This is a genomic window from Providencia sp. wls1914 (genome assembly GCF_009706645.1).
Lineage (GTDB): Bacteria > Pseudomonadota > Gammaproteobacteria > Enterobacterales > Enterobacteriaceae > Providencia > Providencia zhijiangensis.
Genome location: NZ_WLUN01000016.1, coordinates 804,904 through 819,994, shown reverse-complemented (window position 1 = coordinate 819,994; position 15,091 = coordinate 804,904). Strand labels below are relative to the sequence as shown.

8 protein-coding genes and 3 pseudogenes are annotated in these 15,091 nt (G+C 44.1%); 4 read left to right on the top strand and 7 right to left on the bottom strand.

Annotated features, from left to right (window positions below):
- The first annotated feature begins 9 nt into the window (after window positions 1-9).
- The 4 genes and pseudogenes from GKR74_RS14660 (at window position 10) to GKR74_RS14645 (ending at window position 8,044) form a co-directional block, all read left to right on the top strand.
- Window positions 10-5,310: a DUF637 domain-containing protein gene (locus tag GKR74_RS14660; RefSeq protein WP_154604132.1), complete on the top strand. Its 5,301-nt coding sequence runs from the start codon at window positions 10-12 to the stop codon at window positions 5,308-5,310.
- A 12-nt stretch (window positions 5,311-5,322) separates the two neighbouring features.
- Window positions 5,323-5,922, top strand: a complete 600-nt coding sequence (locus GKR74_RS14655; protein ID WP_154604131.1) for a hypothetical protein — start codon at window positions 5,323-5,325, stop codon at window positions 5,920-5,922.
- A gap of 281 nt (window positions 5,923-6,203) precedes the next feature.
- Window positions 6,204-6,893, top strand: a pseudogene (locus GKR74_RS14650) (RNA ligase family protein); the annotation flags it as partial.
- A 17-nt stretch (window positions 6,894-6,910) separates the two neighbouring features.
- A complete protein-coding gene (locus tag GKR74_RS14645) occupies window positions 6,911-8,044 on the top strand; it encodes an AAA family ATPase (protein WP_154604129.1) in 1,134 nt (377 codons plus the stop codon).
- Window positions 8,045-8,047: 3 nt separating this feature from the next.
- Here GKR74_RS14645 and GKR74_RS14640 read toward each other — a convergent pair.
- The 7 genes and pseudogenes from GKR74_RS14640 to citD form a co-directional block, all read right to left on the bottom strand.
- Window positions 8,048-9,148, bottom strand: a pseudogene (locus GKR74_RS14640) (4-oxalomesaconate tautomerase).
- A gap of 82 nt (window positions 9,149-9,230) precedes the next feature.
- On the bottom strand, window positions 9,231-10,664 hold the full coding sequence (locus GKR74_RS14635; RefSeq protein ID WP_036951311.1) for an anion permease: 1,434 nt from the start codon (window positions 10,662-10,664) through the stop codon (window positions 9,231-9,233).
- A 269-nt stretch (window positions 10,665-10,933) separates the two neighbouring features.
- Window positions 10,934-11,827: a triphosphoribosyl-dephospho-CoA synthase CitG gene (gene citG, locus GKR74_RS14630; protein WP_154604127.1), complete on the bottom strand. Its 894-nt coding sequence runs from the start codon at window positions 11,825-11,827 to the stop codon at window positions 10,934-10,936.
- On the bottom strand, window positions 11,808-12,353 hold the full coding sequence (gene citX, locus GKR74_RS14625; RefSeq protein ID WP_154604126.1) for a citrate lyase holo-[acyl-carrier protein] synthase: 546 nt from the start codon (window positions 12,351-12,353) through the stop codon (window positions 11,808-11,810). The genes citG and citX overlap by 20 nt, the downstream gene beginning before the upstream one ends.
- Window positions 12,354-12,356: 3 nt before the next feature.
- Window positions 12,357-13,883, bottom strand: coding sequence for a citrate lyase subunit alpha (gene citF / locus GKR74_RS14620; RefSeq protein ID WP_154604125.1), 1,527 nt, complete (start codon window positions 13,881-13,883; stop codon window positions 12,357-12,359).
- A 14-nt stretch (window positions 13,884-13,897) separates the two neighbouring features.
- Window positions 13,898-14,791, bottom strand: a pseudogene (citE, locus tag GKR74_RS14615) (citrate (pro-3S)-lyase subunit beta); the annotation flags it as partial.
- The gene (citD, locus tag GKR74_RS18250) at window positions 14,791-15,087 is read right to left on the bottom strand and encodes a citrate lyase acyl carrier protein (protein ID WP_036951301.1); all 297 of its coding nucleotides are present in this window, start codon (window positions 15,085-15,087) and stop codon (window positions 14,791-14,793) included. The pseudogene citE and the gene citD, both read right to left, overlap by 1 nt.
- Window positions 15,088-15,091 lie beyond the last annotated feature (4 nt).

The window sequence follows — 15,091 nt, the reverse complement described above, 5'->3', positions numbered from 1 at the left end:
GGATCTTCTATGTTAAATGAACAACTGCCTTCACGCCCTAAGCGGATATTGAGTTACACCATTGTTTTCTTAACCGCCGTTTATCCTTTGCACCCCGCATGGGGAGCGGCCATGACAACTGCGGATAAAAATACCCAAATTAGTCAGCAAAATAACGTTCCGATTATTAATATTGCCACTCCGAATGGGGCGGGGATATCGCACAATAAATTCCAAGACTTCAATGTGGATAAGCAAGGAGCGGTACTGAATAATGCTACTGCCAATGTGAATTCTCAAATTGCAGGGCAAGTTAAAGCCAATGCTAATTTAAATGGAAAATCAGCCAATCTGATTATCAACGAAGTCACTGGCAGTAGCCGCTCCGAATTACAAGGTAAGTTAGAAGTGGCAGGGAAAAGTGCGAGTGTCTTAATTGCCAACCCAAATGGGATTACCTGCAATGGTTGTAGCTTCGTGAATACCCCTGCGATTACCTTGACCACAGGGAAACCCATTTTTGATAGCAAGGGTGCCTTGTCAGCAGTTGAAGTGAAAAAAGGTAGCGTGGTTATCGGAGCAAATGGTCTAAATGCTGAAGCGCAAACCTATGCCGATATTATCAGCCGAGCCACCGAACTGAACGGACAAATCAAAGCTAAGAACCTGACTCTGATGCAAGGCTCCAATCGCGTTGACTTTCAAAAAGGCACGGTGACACCAATTGCGGGTGAAGGGGCAAAACCAAGCATCTCAGTCGATACTAAAGCGTTAGGTGGAATGTATGCCAACCAAGTTAAATTGGTCAGTACCGAGGCAGGGGTGGGAATTAACCTCAGCAATGTACAAGCCAATCAAAACGACCTCACATTGACCGTCGATGGCAAAATTACCCTTGTAGGCAATATTCAAGGGAAAAAAGATATTAATATCAGCACTAAAAATCTGCAAATTGACGCCAATGCTAATGTAAATGCTGCAAAAGACATCACATTGGCGACTAACACCCTCACCAATAATGGGCAAGTTACCGCAGGCAAGGATATGCGTGTCTTCGCCGAATCGGTCAGTAATGCGGGTAATGGTGCACTTATTCAGGCTGAAGACAATCTGTGGATACAAAAAAATGCCAAAGGGGATTTGAGTACACTGATTGAGAATAAATCAGGGACGATAAAGACCAATGGGGGGGATTTAGTTGTTAGGACAAAGAAACTGGCAAATACAGCAAATACATCTCCAGTGAAAATTTCCAATATCAATGCAACAACTAACGATAGTGAAGATTTTGTCTCGTCTCACTTTGGAAAAAGACAAGGTGTGGTGTCGATTATTTCACTCTATGCTCGATTAGATAGCTTCCCTTATAAAAAATGGTTTGGGAAAGTCGATTTAATCAACAGTGACAGCATTAATGTTGAGCGAAAACAATATCTAAACCAAGGGGATATTGGTGCTATAACATCAGGGAAGGATATCTATATAAATGCAAATGAGCTAGTGAATGATTTTGGAAAGATTTCCGCAAAAAACAATGCAATATTTACAGGGCAAAATGCGGCTATTTCTTCATTCAACCCAGGGGAATTAAATCTTTGGTATAAGTACGATACTTCTTATAAGGATTTAGGGAAGTTTGCAGATGAAAGTGAGGATAAAGGAACTTATGATATTTTTTATGTTAGTGAACCATTAGATTTTAAACTAATTGAAAAGTTTTATTCTTGGACGCCAAGCACTTTGGCTTTTCAGTCTATAACGGCTGGAAATAATATTGTTCTTGATTTTAAAAATGTAATTAATCTTGAAGGGAAACTTCCTGATACAGGAGGGAAAATATCTAAAATAATTCAAAAGGGAGATCCTTCATTTGCTCTTGTGGCAAAAAATATTATTTTAAACTCAAATGACATAAATATCTCTACCAATTTAAAATCTGAAAATGATCTTTCAATTATAGTGGGGCAAAATCTCAATGTTAATAATGCTCAATTGACATCAGGGCAGTCCCAAAGCCTGATTGCAAACAATGACCTTATTCTCAAACAAGTTAATTTAAGCGCGAAAGACAGCACATTAATTGCTAAGAATGGTAATTTTCAATATGGCTTAAATCCCATTGCTATCTTTAAGGATAATACATTATCGCCATCATCGATTAATACATCCGATTCGTTACATATCCAAGCTGGTAAAAGCGTCTCTTTTGATAATGCACAATTAGCAAAAACAAATAAATTCACCCTCAGTGCCAATGAAAATATCCTTATTCGTCGTGATGAATCCCAATTAATGAAACTCGCAGCTTCAGAGCCTGTCGCAAATATCAATTTGCTACTCACAAAAACAGGAAGCTGGGCTAGTTCGGGGGAGATAAACCTCACTGCAGGTAAAAATATTGAAGCGCGTGGTATTGCCTTCAATAGTGGAAAATCACTGGCTTTCAATGCAGGCCAAGATATTCTGTTAGGCTCGAAAGCCATTAAAGATGTCGACAATGTATTTAAAACTAATCGCTATCCAGAATTGCGCTCTCAGCTATTAGCGAATGGGAATATCACGCTAAACGCCGCCCGTGATATCGACCTGCAATCGGCAAATCTTCAATCGAAAGATAAAATTACCGTACTCTCAGGTCGTGATATTAAATTAACGGCTACCGCTTATTCAGGTATTCCCAACCCCAATGAAGATAACCAAGATGTACGATATGTGACTTCAGTACTTTCCGGTGACAATCGTGTCACACTGGCTTCAAATGGGGGATTAACGGCGCAAGGCAGTACAATCAAATCTCTCGGCGATATTACAATTTCCAGTGGCGGTAATGTTCGGTTAGAGTCCGCCAAAACGCATTACAGAAAACAGTCCGGTAAAAAACTAGAAGATATTTATCGTCAAATTGGTACGGAGATTAATAGTGGTAAAACACTGACGATATTATCGGAAGGTAGCATTCTTTTCCAAGCCTCTCGTCTAGGAGCCAAAGGAGCAATAGATATTGCTGCTAAAGGTGGGTATCTCTACGCGCAAGCCATGGAAGAAACCAGCCACTACGAAGAAACCAGCAAAAAGTGCAATAAATGGACACTTTGCATTACCAAAAATGAGGTCAAAAAAACTCGAAGCGAAACGAAAAATAAAGTCACTGAATTTACCGCAGATGGTGATATTAGCCTATATGCCAAGGATGATGTCACACTAGAAGCAACCAAAATTAACGCAGGTAAAAATGCAAAAATTACCAGCGAGAAAGGTAAAGTTAATTTTAAAGCAGTCAAAGATTCTACGTTTGAACAAGTGATTTCTAACTCGAAAGGGTTTTATATCACGCAGCGGAATAAAGGCTATAAAGAAGACGCATGGGTGCTACCGGCCCTTCATATTGGAGGCAAACTGACAGTGGATGCAGCGAAAGGCATTACTGCAGATATTAAAACCCAAAATAACCAAAGTTTACAAAATGCCTTAAATGCACTCGGGCAGACTGAAGGCACTAAGTGGCTAGCAGGCTTAAAAGATCGAAAAGATGTGCAATGGGGATTAGTTAAGGATGCGTATGACAGCTGGGATTATAAAAGCCAAAGTCTAAATCCCGTTGCTTCGGCATTAATTATGATCACCGTTGCTGCCATGACATCAGGTACAGCAACACAATTTGCTGCGTGGGCAGCTTCTGGAACAAGTGGAACGACCGCGGCAGTCATCTCTGGCGCCGCCTACTCAGGTATGACTGCACTCTCTGCTCAAGCGGCGGTCGCACTGGCTGAAAATCAAGGTAATTTATCCAAAACGCTCAATGCGTTGGGGAAAAGTGATACCGTCAAATCCATTATTGCTCAAATGGTAATTTCAGGGGCACTTAATGGCCTTGATGTCAAAATGGAATGGAATAAAGGTAATCCGGCAGATGCCAAATTACCGTTACTGGCTAACGGAGACTGGAATAAGGTTGCTCAGCGTGTCGCAGCACAGTCAGTTATTAGCTCAACGGTAAATACCACTATTCAAGGTGGTAGTTTCACTGATAACTTCAAGAATGCTTTACTCAGTAATATCGGAAACCAAATCAATGCAGAAGGTGCAAAGCTGATTGGGGATAATGGTGAGATCTTAGGGCATACAGGAAAGCTTTTAGGTCATTCTGTTGTGTCGGGTATTAGTGCTGAGATTGCAGGTGGAAATGCCAAAGGTGCAATTGTAGGTGCATTAGCGGCAGAATTGGCTGCAATAACATTAAATAGCAAATTGTTTGAGCCAACGTATATTAATGAGCAAGAAAGGCAACTCGCATTAATACAAGAGGCGATTAATGGTAATAACACGAAGACTCAATTTACTAAGGTATTAGGTGGTTTTGCAGGGGCATTAATTACTCATAAACCAGAAGGTGCTTTTTCTGCGGCTAATTCAGCTGAACTGGTTTATACCTATAATTACACAGACCATCAGTTAATGGACATTGCATTTGAGAATGCGCAGGATGTCATAGCTGCAGATAAAGGCGATAAAGCTGCTGCACAAAGAGTTAGAGCGAGGCAAGAGGCAGCGATCGTTGTTGGTTTTGTCGCTGCCGGAGGGTATGCAGCAGTAATTGGTGGCGAAGTTATTTTAGCGGCTACTCCAGAAATATTAGCGACAGCAAGATTAGCTCTGCAAGGATGCAAGGCAGGTTTGACTCTTTGTATGAACAAGCTTGCTATTAGCTCTGCTGAAATTATAGCGCCAGAGGCCGCTATTTCAGGGGGAGCCGCTTTAGGGGCTGGCTATAAATTACTAGCTAGCTCAGAGGAGGCTGCCAAAGCACTCGCAAATACCACAATGAACAGCTCAAAGCATATGCTAATAGCTGGAAAACAAGATGCGAGTAAACTAAAGTCTTTCCTAGAAGCTGAGAAACTACGCGTTGAGGCTAATAAAAAAGTTATTGAGGAAATTAATAAATTTTCGTCAAAAAATAAAGCACAAAATATCGCTACTATGGTTGCTGCTTATGATGAGAAAACAGGTAAAATCGTCGTAGGAAAAAGCGTCGGTGAAGAAATTAAACTAGAGATGTTAGATAAAAGAACCGTAGATTTTTTGAAGTTAAAATTAGGCAAAGATATTGAAATTGGTTCAAAAACAAAGCTATGTGATAATTTTGTTGGTGGGTGCGGGGAAGTTTTAGCTGCCGATCAATTAATTCGTGACGGTGTTAATCCATTAGATATTAAAATATCGCAAGCATACAGGCCTAGAAATGTTTATGGTAATGATATTTCTGAATTATCATCAGAAGCATTTATAGCAACTTGTCCTAATTGCGTAGAAGTATTCAAAAAGAACTAGAGGGGAATTAGCATGGATTTAGATTTAAATTGGAAACCAGGTTCAGCAAGAAATCATACTTGGGTTGCTATGGATAAAAATGGTCGTCTAGGTTTAATGTATAATAATGGATATGGATGGCTACCTACTAGTTTATTAAAAAAACCAAATATAAAAGAAAAACTATCTGATTTATGTGAATATATAGATGGTGATTCAAATAAGCATGCAAATAATATTGATAAACAAGGCGGTTATTCCATTGATTTATATTCAAGCTGGGTTTATAAAGACTATGAAAATAAGCGAAAAATAGTTGAAGAATTTGATAAACAGCTAGACCGGAATTTCAAATATAGCACTGCTCTTATTGGGTGCAAAATGGGTATGTTTCTTTTTGAAGGATTGGAGGGATATAGCAAAGGAGAAGATTACCCCATTGGTTATGATGGTGAAACAAAAATGGGAGACTATTATCGTTTTATTGTCCCAACAGTTTTTGCAACAATAGAGGATATTCCCCTTCCATTGAGACAATATATTGCTGTTTCAAATACGATTGATTTCACAAAAGATAGACTGCTGGATAACGATAGAATCAGTGAGTATTTTCCTCGAATGTATCAGAGTTAAGCTAAGCTGGCGGACATTTAGCCTCGTTATGTAGATGGCTGTCAGCACAAGGTTTAATATCCAATACGTTATCGTCAGCCTCCAAACCAGTTGGATTCTACTCTGATTAGTGTAGAATCCCCTCAACTAAGTTATTTCTTGCTGTTTTTCTGATAAAACACCCAAAATGAGGCCGTCTCGCGGACTAGATATGTAATACCGACACTTGATTTCTCAATTATCGCAGAGGCAAATCTTGCACAAGATTTGTTGTGTTTTGTTATTTCTGTAGAGAAAGCATAATGAATATGCAATCAAGGAAGTATGGTAGAACGTATCACTATCCGTTCTCACCTGGCACCACCAGCGACGATCGTATTAATAGCGATTGGTGGGCGCACATCCAAAATATTGAACAACTAGTTCATACTGAAAAACTCGATGGTGAAAATAATTGCCTGAATCGTCACGGTGTATTTGCTCGTTCCCATGGCGCTCCGACTCAGTCGGCATGGTCGCAGCAAATCCGTCAACGTTGGCAATTAATTAAAGACGATCTGGGTGATATCGAATTGTTTGGCGAAAATCTGTATGCCGTACACTCCATCGAATATCAACATATCGAAGATTATTTTTACGTGTTCGCCGTACGTCAAGGGAATTATTGGCTCAGTTGGGATGAAGTGAAGTTTTACGCCTCACTGTTTGATTTTCCGACCGTACCAGAGCTTCATTTGGCTATTGACAAAACCCTCACAGCCCAGCAATACAGCAGCGGATTAATCGCCGCGGCAGGGGAAGATAGCCAATTTATTGCACGAGATACCCACACCGGAAAACCGTGCAGCATGGAAGGCATTGTAACGCGCAATCGCCAAGGTTTTGCCGTGGATGATTTTATGCAGCACGTTTTTAAATATGTGCGCAAAAACCATGTCAAAACCGATATCCACTGGAAGCGAAATTGGCAGCGTGCGAAATTAGCGTTTGAGATGCAAGGAGGTGACCAATGAGTTGGCAACTGACAAAACAGCGTGAATGGTCGCAACTTGCTGATCAGTTTGAATTTGTGCGTGATATGCACGGCGTTCCCCAAGATGCGCTGCACCATGCGGAAGGGGATGTGGCCATTCATACCCAAATGGTATTAGCGGCGCTGGAGGCGTTACCGGAATATCAGCAATTGCCCGAAGCGCAGCAGCAGATTGTCTGGACAGCGGCGCTCTTGCATGATGTGGAAAAACGCAGCACCACTCGAGAAGAAGAGGGGCGTATTCGCTCACCGGGGCATGCAAAAAAAGGCGAGTTATCCGCTCGCAACATTCTGTTTCGTGAAGTGGAAACGCCATTTGCTATCCGCGAACAAATTGCCGCATTAGTGCGCTTTCACGGCTTACCGTTATGGTTGATGGATAAGCCTGACCCAGAGAGAGCCTTATACGCCGCCTCATTACGGGTCGAAATGTCCTTGTTGTGTATGTTAGCGAAAGCAGATGCTATCGGGCGTGAATGCGAAGACAAAGCGGACTTATTAGCGCGCATCGAGTTATTTGAACTGTTTTGCCGCGAACATGATTGCTGGGATCAGCCGAAAGCTTTCGCCTCATTGGCGGGGCGTTTTCACTATTTCCACACTCAACGCGGCACACCGGATTATCAACCGTTTGATGAAGACGGTAGCGAAGTGATTATGCTGTGTGGCTTGCCGGGAATGGGGAAAGACCATTTTATTCAACGGCATTATCCGCAAACGCCGATGGTATGTTTGGATGAAATTCGCCGAATGCATAAAATCAGCCCAGCGGATAAAAATGCCCAAGGTTGGGTCGCGCAGCAAGCGAAAGAGCAGGCGAAAGTCTATTTGCGTAGTAAACAAGATTTCATCTGGAATGCGACATCGCTAAGTGCCTCACTGCGTGAAAGCATGATCAGCCTATTTGCCCGCTACCAAGCCAAGGTGCATTTGATTTATCTGGAAGTGCCATATAAGCAGTGGCAGCAGCAAAATCGCCAGCGCAAATATGCGGTACCGGAAAATGTGATGGAAAGAATGGCGGGGAAACTGGAAATTCCAACCCCTGATGAAGCTCATCAAGTTTCCTATTTTATTAATGGTGAATTTTTGAGTGAGCAGGTGAAGTAAGTTTTATCATCCTGCCTCTGTCAAAGAGGCAGGGCAATCAGTTCGCCATCAAGGCACAAAAACCTTTCCTTCAAATAATTTTCTAGCAGTACGAATAATCGAAGCTTGAATCCCTTCCGGTTTATCCGTCGGGTTACTTAGTGCTACCTCAAATTTACCACTGAGATGTTCAATGGCAATCTTCCGCATATCCACATCTCCTTGCAGATAACGTTCTATAACGGTACCTGAAACCACGCAGCCGGTGGCAATGGCAATTGCGCCCGTTACCGCTAATGCACCATGGCATTTATGGGGCATAAAGTAGCGCACATTAATGGTGCCGCCGTGAATGGAGGGGGAGACCAAAATCGGTTTGGGGATCACTTTTTTGCTCACATCCCCTAACCCCATCATGGCACCAGCTTGTAGACGAATGTGCTCCAGTTTTTGCATAAACTCGCTATCGCCTTCAAGTTGCTCCGCCGTTTCATACCCCGTTTTATTCAGTTGGGGGGCATCGATAAGCACCACAGGCGTCGCCATATCGAGGCAAGAAACTTCAACACCATCAATGATATCGACCACATTTCCGGTAGGGAACAATTTCCCTGTTTTGGTTCCACTGGCATTAAGAAAAGTTAAACCAACAGGCGCGGCATGACCGGGAACACCCGCAATCGTTGCATTACCGTTATATTCCACTTGCCCATTAGGGGTTTGAATGGTGGCGTTGATAAAGGTATTGGTATTGACGTTACGCACCCTGACGGTGGTCATATCTCCGGTGATAGGTACTAACCCTTTTTCTAACGAGAATGACCCGACCGCACACAGAATATTGCCACAGTTAGGGGCTGTATCGACGATGCGCTCAGTAATAGCGACTTGTGCAAAAAGGTAATCAACATCCGCTTCTGGGTGTGTCGATGGGCTAATAATGGCCACTTTACTGGTTTGCGGGCTACCGCCACCAATACCATCGATTTGTAAAGGATGACCGGAGCCCATAATCGCTAAGATCAGTTCATCACGTTGTTGAATGTCGGTCGGGAGATCATTCGCGAGGAGAAAGACACCTTTTGATGTGCCTCCGCGCATTAATGTACAAGGAATTTGTTTCATCACGCGTCCTTTTTGAACGCCTTACCGTAAGAAAAATGGAGTGCGTTATATTGCACTCCATCTTTTTATGGGGTAAGGGCGATTAGATTAAACCCATATTGATAAGAATTTCCCACCAACCTAAACCAATAGTCATGTGAACTAATAAGCTGAGGAACGCGATAATCCCACCAATGATCCACCAAGAACGAATATCGTTATAGCCTGCACCGAAGACGATTGGGGCTGCCGCGCCTCCGTAATGGGTTAAGCTGCCGCCGTAAGCGTTAGAGAACAGTAGGCCCAGCGCTAACAGCATCGGCGGTGCACCTGCGACCATACCAACGGTGGCGAAAACAGGAACCATCGCCGCCACATAGGCACCACCAGAAGCGAACAGGTAGCGAATAGCGACACTGATAAACATGATGACAAAGAACGCTAACATCGCTTGGTCACCGAAGGAGAGGTGTTCGCTCATCACATCCGCTAACCATTTGAAGAAGCCTGCTTTGGTGAGCACACCGGACATACCGATAATACCACCGTACCAAATCAGAGTGTTCCAGCCACCTTTGTTCTTCAGCACATCATCCCAAGTGACGACACCGAGGATCAGTGTTAATGCCATGACTGCAATGGCGACACTTGAAGCACTGACACCGATTTTATCTGCAAATATCCAGCCGGATAACGCCAGTACAAAGATAATGCTGAGCAGTTTTTCACGCACGGTCATCGGGCCTAAATCCGCTAACCCTTTTGCAGCGATCTCTTTGTTATTCACCTTTTTCAATTCAGGTGGATACAGTTTGTAGATAATTAGCGGAGTCAGGATCAACATGATTAAGCCCGGCACGGCAGCGGCTAATGCCCAACCACCCCAACTTAAATGGATACCCATAATGTCGGTCATCATCGCTAATGCTAGCGCGTTTGGTGCCATTGCCGTTAAGAACATATAGCTGGTGGTTTTGGTCACCATATACACGTTTACCAGCAAATAGTGACCCGCTTTACGGGGGCTTTTTTCAGGATCAGATCCTAATGCAACCGCCACACTGTTGATGATAGGGAAGACAATCCCACCAGCACGCGCGGTATTAGACGGCGTTGCAGGGGCGATAATCAAGTCAAGGATAGCGGTAACATAACCCAGCCCAAGAGTGGTGCCACCTAATTTTCCAATAAGAATATAGGAGAGGCGCTTACCCAAACCGGTTATGACGAACGCGGCACTCAAGGTGAACGCGGCGAAAACTAACCACGTTGTACCGGATGAGTAACCACTTAGAACTTCGCCAACTTTGACGTCTTTAGTACCTGTTACACCGATGATCACCGCACTGGCAGCAATCGTGGCTAACAAGATCACAGGCTCGGAATAAGGTTTTAATACCAGTCCCACAATGGCGGCAAGGTACAAACCAAATAACAGCCATGCAATACTCGGTAGCCCTGCAGGCGTCGGTATTAAGGCTATGATTATTGGAATGGCTATTAAAACTAATAGCTTCCATATTTTATCTTTTTGCATAGGCTAATCCTTCAAGAATATAAACTTTAAATTTCTTAAATCACATAAAACGAATATCTAAAATGTGTGGAAACCTATTTCTGGATATAGCGGTATCTTGAATAGTGTTATTTTTTTAATAAAACTATTGGTTAACGCTTATTAACAGAAATGTTATTAATGATTGAAAAGCAAAATCAGTTTTTATTTAAAAATTATTTTCTCTGGTTTTAATTAATCAATTTTGTGATGTTTGTTCCTTTGTTAATGAATATTTAAATTGCTTTTATTTATGAAGCTAAATAAGCATTCGCAGGTAATCGCGCAAAAAACCACGTTAGAATTAATAAATCTGCGCTGCCTCCGGGGCTTAAATTCTTTTCAATACACTGCAAGTCAAATTGTTGGACTTTGCTTAAATCCTGTTCGTCTTGAATTCCTTGTTGCAACAAGCTGGTTGCTTGCTGTTTTACCCACTGAAGCCCTGCCATGCCACCGCGATTGGCGATGTTGGTATCGTCATTGAGGCTCATCAGCAAAATTAGCGTATCGAGTAAGGCGATATCGGCTTGTTTACCCTCTGCCAGCTGCTTCAAGTAGTGGGGCAGTGCATGGGCAATCGCCAATTGATAACCTTGTTCTGCTTCCCCTCTGGCGCCGGTGAATCCATACTCTTGGAATAAACGTTGTCCTGCTGTTGGGTGTTCTGCGGGCTGTTGCAGCTCAGCGGTTAATCCTTGGCACATGCCAGAAACGACTTGGCTAATTGCGCTGGGCGTAACTCGTTGCTGTAACCCGAATAAACGCCCCACCGCAGTGAGCACTAAACCTAATGAAAAAATTGAGCCTTTGTGAGTGTTTACGCCTTGGGTAGCGCGAAACATCGCTTTTTCACAATCGATACCGATACCGCGAATTTGGCGAAGTAGCTGGTTAATCGGTAATTGATAATGTTCATAACCTGCATGCAAAAACAGCGGAAAGAATTTTGCAATCGCATTGGCACTTAAATGAAAATCGGTCAGTGCCATATCTTTATGGGCGCCAGTGTTGCATTTATCCACTAAACCCGGTTTAGGGGTTAAATTCACTTCCGCAAGCATCGCTTGCCAAGCCAATTGGCTGTAGTGATTCACCACGTCATCATTTAACGTACGTTCTTGGCTAATTTTTTGCTGGAGCATAGGCTAACTCCTCGATACGGCGCAAAATCTCTTCAAGGGAATGGCTGCGTTGGCGCGCGCACACCTTGGCTTCATTGTCACAAATCAAGCAGCGTCTAGTTGGTAAATTGAATTGGCTGCGAGAATATAAAACGCCATTTGCATCAAAAACATCAAAGTCCCAAAGTCGGCCGACGGGGGATAATTCTTCCGCTTCCATTAAGGCTTTTTTGACCTCAAGGGCATCGGCATTGACGGCGACTAAGCATTCCGGCCCAGTAACTAAAGGGAATGATTGTTGTGATAAAAGTACCCACTGCCTGCATGAAGCAACTTGCTTAAGCGCATTTAAGCCTTGATTAAAAATGTCTCTGACCAGTTGATTGTCTTTAACCGGTCCCGGAAAAACGACAGTAAATGAAATCAAGGTTACCTGATGGAGACCAATCCACTCTTGCTGACGAGCCTGACGGGCATCACGGCTCGCCAGCAAGTCAGGTAAGGAAATGTCAAATTGCTCTTGGGTATCAGGCAGTGGGTAAAACATGTTCTACTCCTTCACTTGATGGACAACATCAATTACAGAACCGTCACGATAACGCACCACCGCCACCACTTTATCGGTAAATTCGATAGGATTTGGGGTACCTGTTAATAATTGGGCGCGTTCACGTAACCATTGAATAGAAACGGTTTTGATGCCTTGGCTTTCCAGCTGTTGCTTCAGCTCAGGGCGTGCTGGGTTAACAGCAATACCATGGTCAGTCACCAAAATATCGACGCTAGAACCCGGTGTAACGCAAGTCAGTACATCGTCCACCAACGTTGGGATACGACCGCGTACTAACGGCGCGACGATGATAGACAGTTTTGCCGCCACCGCCGTGTCACTATGCCCACCGGATGCGCCACGAATAACCCCATCGGAGCCGGTTAACACGTTGACATTAAAGCGAGTATCAATCTCTAAGGCACTGAGCACCACCACATCGAGCATATCCACCGAGGCGCCTTTAGAATCAAAGCAAGCATATTGGTTGGCACTGATTTCAATGTGATTTGGATTACGTGCGAGCGATTCTGCCGCTGCACGGTCAAAGCTTTGCACATCGAGTAACTTCTTAATTAAGCCTTTTTCATGAAGGTCTACGATGGTGGAGGTGATCCCACCTAACGCGAAGCCTGCATGAATATGATGACGGCGCATTTTATCCTCGAGGAAGCGAGTGACTGCCAGTGACGCCCCGCCAGTACCGGTTTGCAGTGAAAATCCTTCTTTGAAGAAGCCTGATTTTTCAATCACATCAGCGGCGGTACGTGCGATCAATAACTCACGCGGGTTGGAGGTCATGCGAGTGGCATCGGCACCAATTTTGTCGGCATCCCCCACACGTTTGACTTTGACAATGTAGTCCACTTCATCTTGCTTAATGCTCGATGGGTTATGTGGGTAAGGCAGAAATTCTTCGGTCAACATGACCACTTTTTTGGCATTTTCCGCGTCGATTTTGGCATAACCGAGTGAACCGCAGCTCGCGTTACCCGTGTATCCGTTCGCATTGCCGTATTCGTCGCAAGACGGAACGCCGATAAAGGCCACGTCGATTTTTAATTCGCCGCTATGAACAAGGTTGGCACGTCCACCATGGGAGTGAACTTGTACGGGTTCCGCTAATTCGCCGCGAGAAATCGCTTCGGCTAATGGACCACGTAAGCCAGAGGTGTAAATCTTAGTGACGACGCCATGGCGAATATGTTCAACCAGTGGCGAGTGGCAAGCGCTGAGTGAACTGGATGCCAAGGTGAGGTTGCGAAAGCCCATTTCGGCAATCACTTGCATCACCATATTGATGGTTAAGTCACCGCCACGGAAAGCGTGGTGGAAAGAGATGGTCATGCCATCTTTTAATCCTGAACGGCGGATAGCCACTTGCAGGTCATCACACAGTTTGCGGTTGCGTGGTTTTTGTACTTGCTGCTGAACTTTACCGATATCTTTGAATTCACGCAGTAATGCATCGTCTTTAGGTGCTAAGTAGGCTGATACGCGAGCCTGACGCAATGTATTGGTTGTCATAATATTCTGCCTCACTCTTCCCGAATGCCTGATAATGCCGCGCGTGATAACACTAAGCGGGCTCTTTCAATTACAGGGCTGTCTACCATTTTACCGTTGAGGGAAACGACGCCTTTGCCTTCTCGCTCTGCGGCATCAGCGGCATCTACCACACGCTGGGCATGGTCGACTTCTTTTTGGGTTGGGGCATACAAGTTATGCAGTAACTCAATTTGTCGTGGGTTAATTAATGATTTGCCATCAAAACCAAGCTGCTTAATGAGTGCGGCTTCTTTGAGGAAGCCTTCTTCATTGTTGGCGTCAGAGTAGACGGTATCAAAGGCTTGAATACCGGCAGAACGCGCAGCTTGTAAAATGGCGCACCGAGCATAGAGGAGTTCAATGCCTTCTGGAGACCGCTCGGTGCGCAAATTGCGGACATAGTCCTCGGCACCTAATGCGATGCCTATTAATCTTGGAGATGCGTGAGCAATATTTACGACTTGGGTGATCCCCATCGGGGATTCGATAGCCGCAAGTAACCCGGTGCTACCTTCTTCGCGCCCACAGCTTTTTTCAATGCGTAGAATTTCGTTTTCAATATCAATAATATCTTGTGCGGTATCGGTTTTCGGTAAGCGCACAATGTCGGCACCACCGCGAACGACGGCTTCAAGGTCAGCAACCCCATAAGCAGAATCGAGGGCGTTAACGCGCACGATGGTTTCAATATCTTGATATAACGGGTGTTGCAGTGTGTGATACACCAAACGACGCGCCGTGTCTTTTTCTCGAATGGTGACAGAGTCTTCGAGGTCAAACATCAGGGCATCAGCTTTATAAATAAAGGAGTTACTGAGCATCGCGGCGTTGGAGCCTGGGACGAACAGCATACTTCTGCGAGTGCGGCTTTTTCTTTCCGGTGTCATTATTTATCCTCCCATGGCAGAGCATCGAGATCACAGGCGCGAGCCAGTAAGGCTTCGAGGCGAGCGCGTAGAACGCACTCCAATGCACCTTTGTCATCCACCACAATTTCAGCGCCTTGAATATCGTATTTTTCAATCATTTCAAGCACGATGGCATTGATGGCATCACCAAATTGTTTTTCAACACTGCTGGTGATCTGCAATGAGACCTCGAGAGTGTCTTCAAGAGGCTCGATTCGTACCATGACATCACTGGATTCGAGTGTGCCGGCAACCGCTGCGTGTAGTATCTTCATATTT

Excerpts from the sequence above, each read along its gene's own strand:
- citX (WP_154604126.1), bottom strand. The coding sequence starts at position 12,353 with ATGTTTTACCCACTGCCTGATACCCAAGAGCAATTTGACATTTCCTTA.
- citG (WP_154604127.1), bottom strand. The coding sequence starts at position 11,827 with ATGCTCCAGCAAAAAATTAGCCAAGAACGTACGTTAAATGATGACGTG.
- GKR74_RS14645 (WP_154604129.1), top strand. The coding sequence starts at position 6,911 with ATGAGTTGGCAACTGACAAAACAGCGTGAATGGTCGCAACTTGCTGAT.
- GKR74_RS14660 (WP_154604132.1), top strand. The coding sequence starts at position 10 with ATGTTAAATGAACAACTGCCTTCACGCCCTAAGCGGATATTGAGTTAC.
- GKR74_RS14635 (WP_036951311.1), bottom strand. The coding sequence starts at position 10,664 with ATGCAAAAAGATAAAATATGGAAGCTATTAGTTTTAATAGCCATTCCA.
- GKR74_RS14655 (WP_154604131.1), top strand. The coding sequence starts at position 5,323 with ATGGATTTAGATTTAAATTGGAAACCAGGTTCAGCAAGAAATCATACT.
- citD (WP_036951301.1), bottom strand. The coding sequence starts at position 15,087 with ATGAAGATACTACACGCAGCGGTTGCCGGCACACTCGAATCCAGTGAT.
- citF (WP_154604125.1), bottom strand. The coding sequence starts at position 13,883 with ATGACAACCAATACATTGCGTCAGGCTCGCGTATCAGCCTACTTAGCA.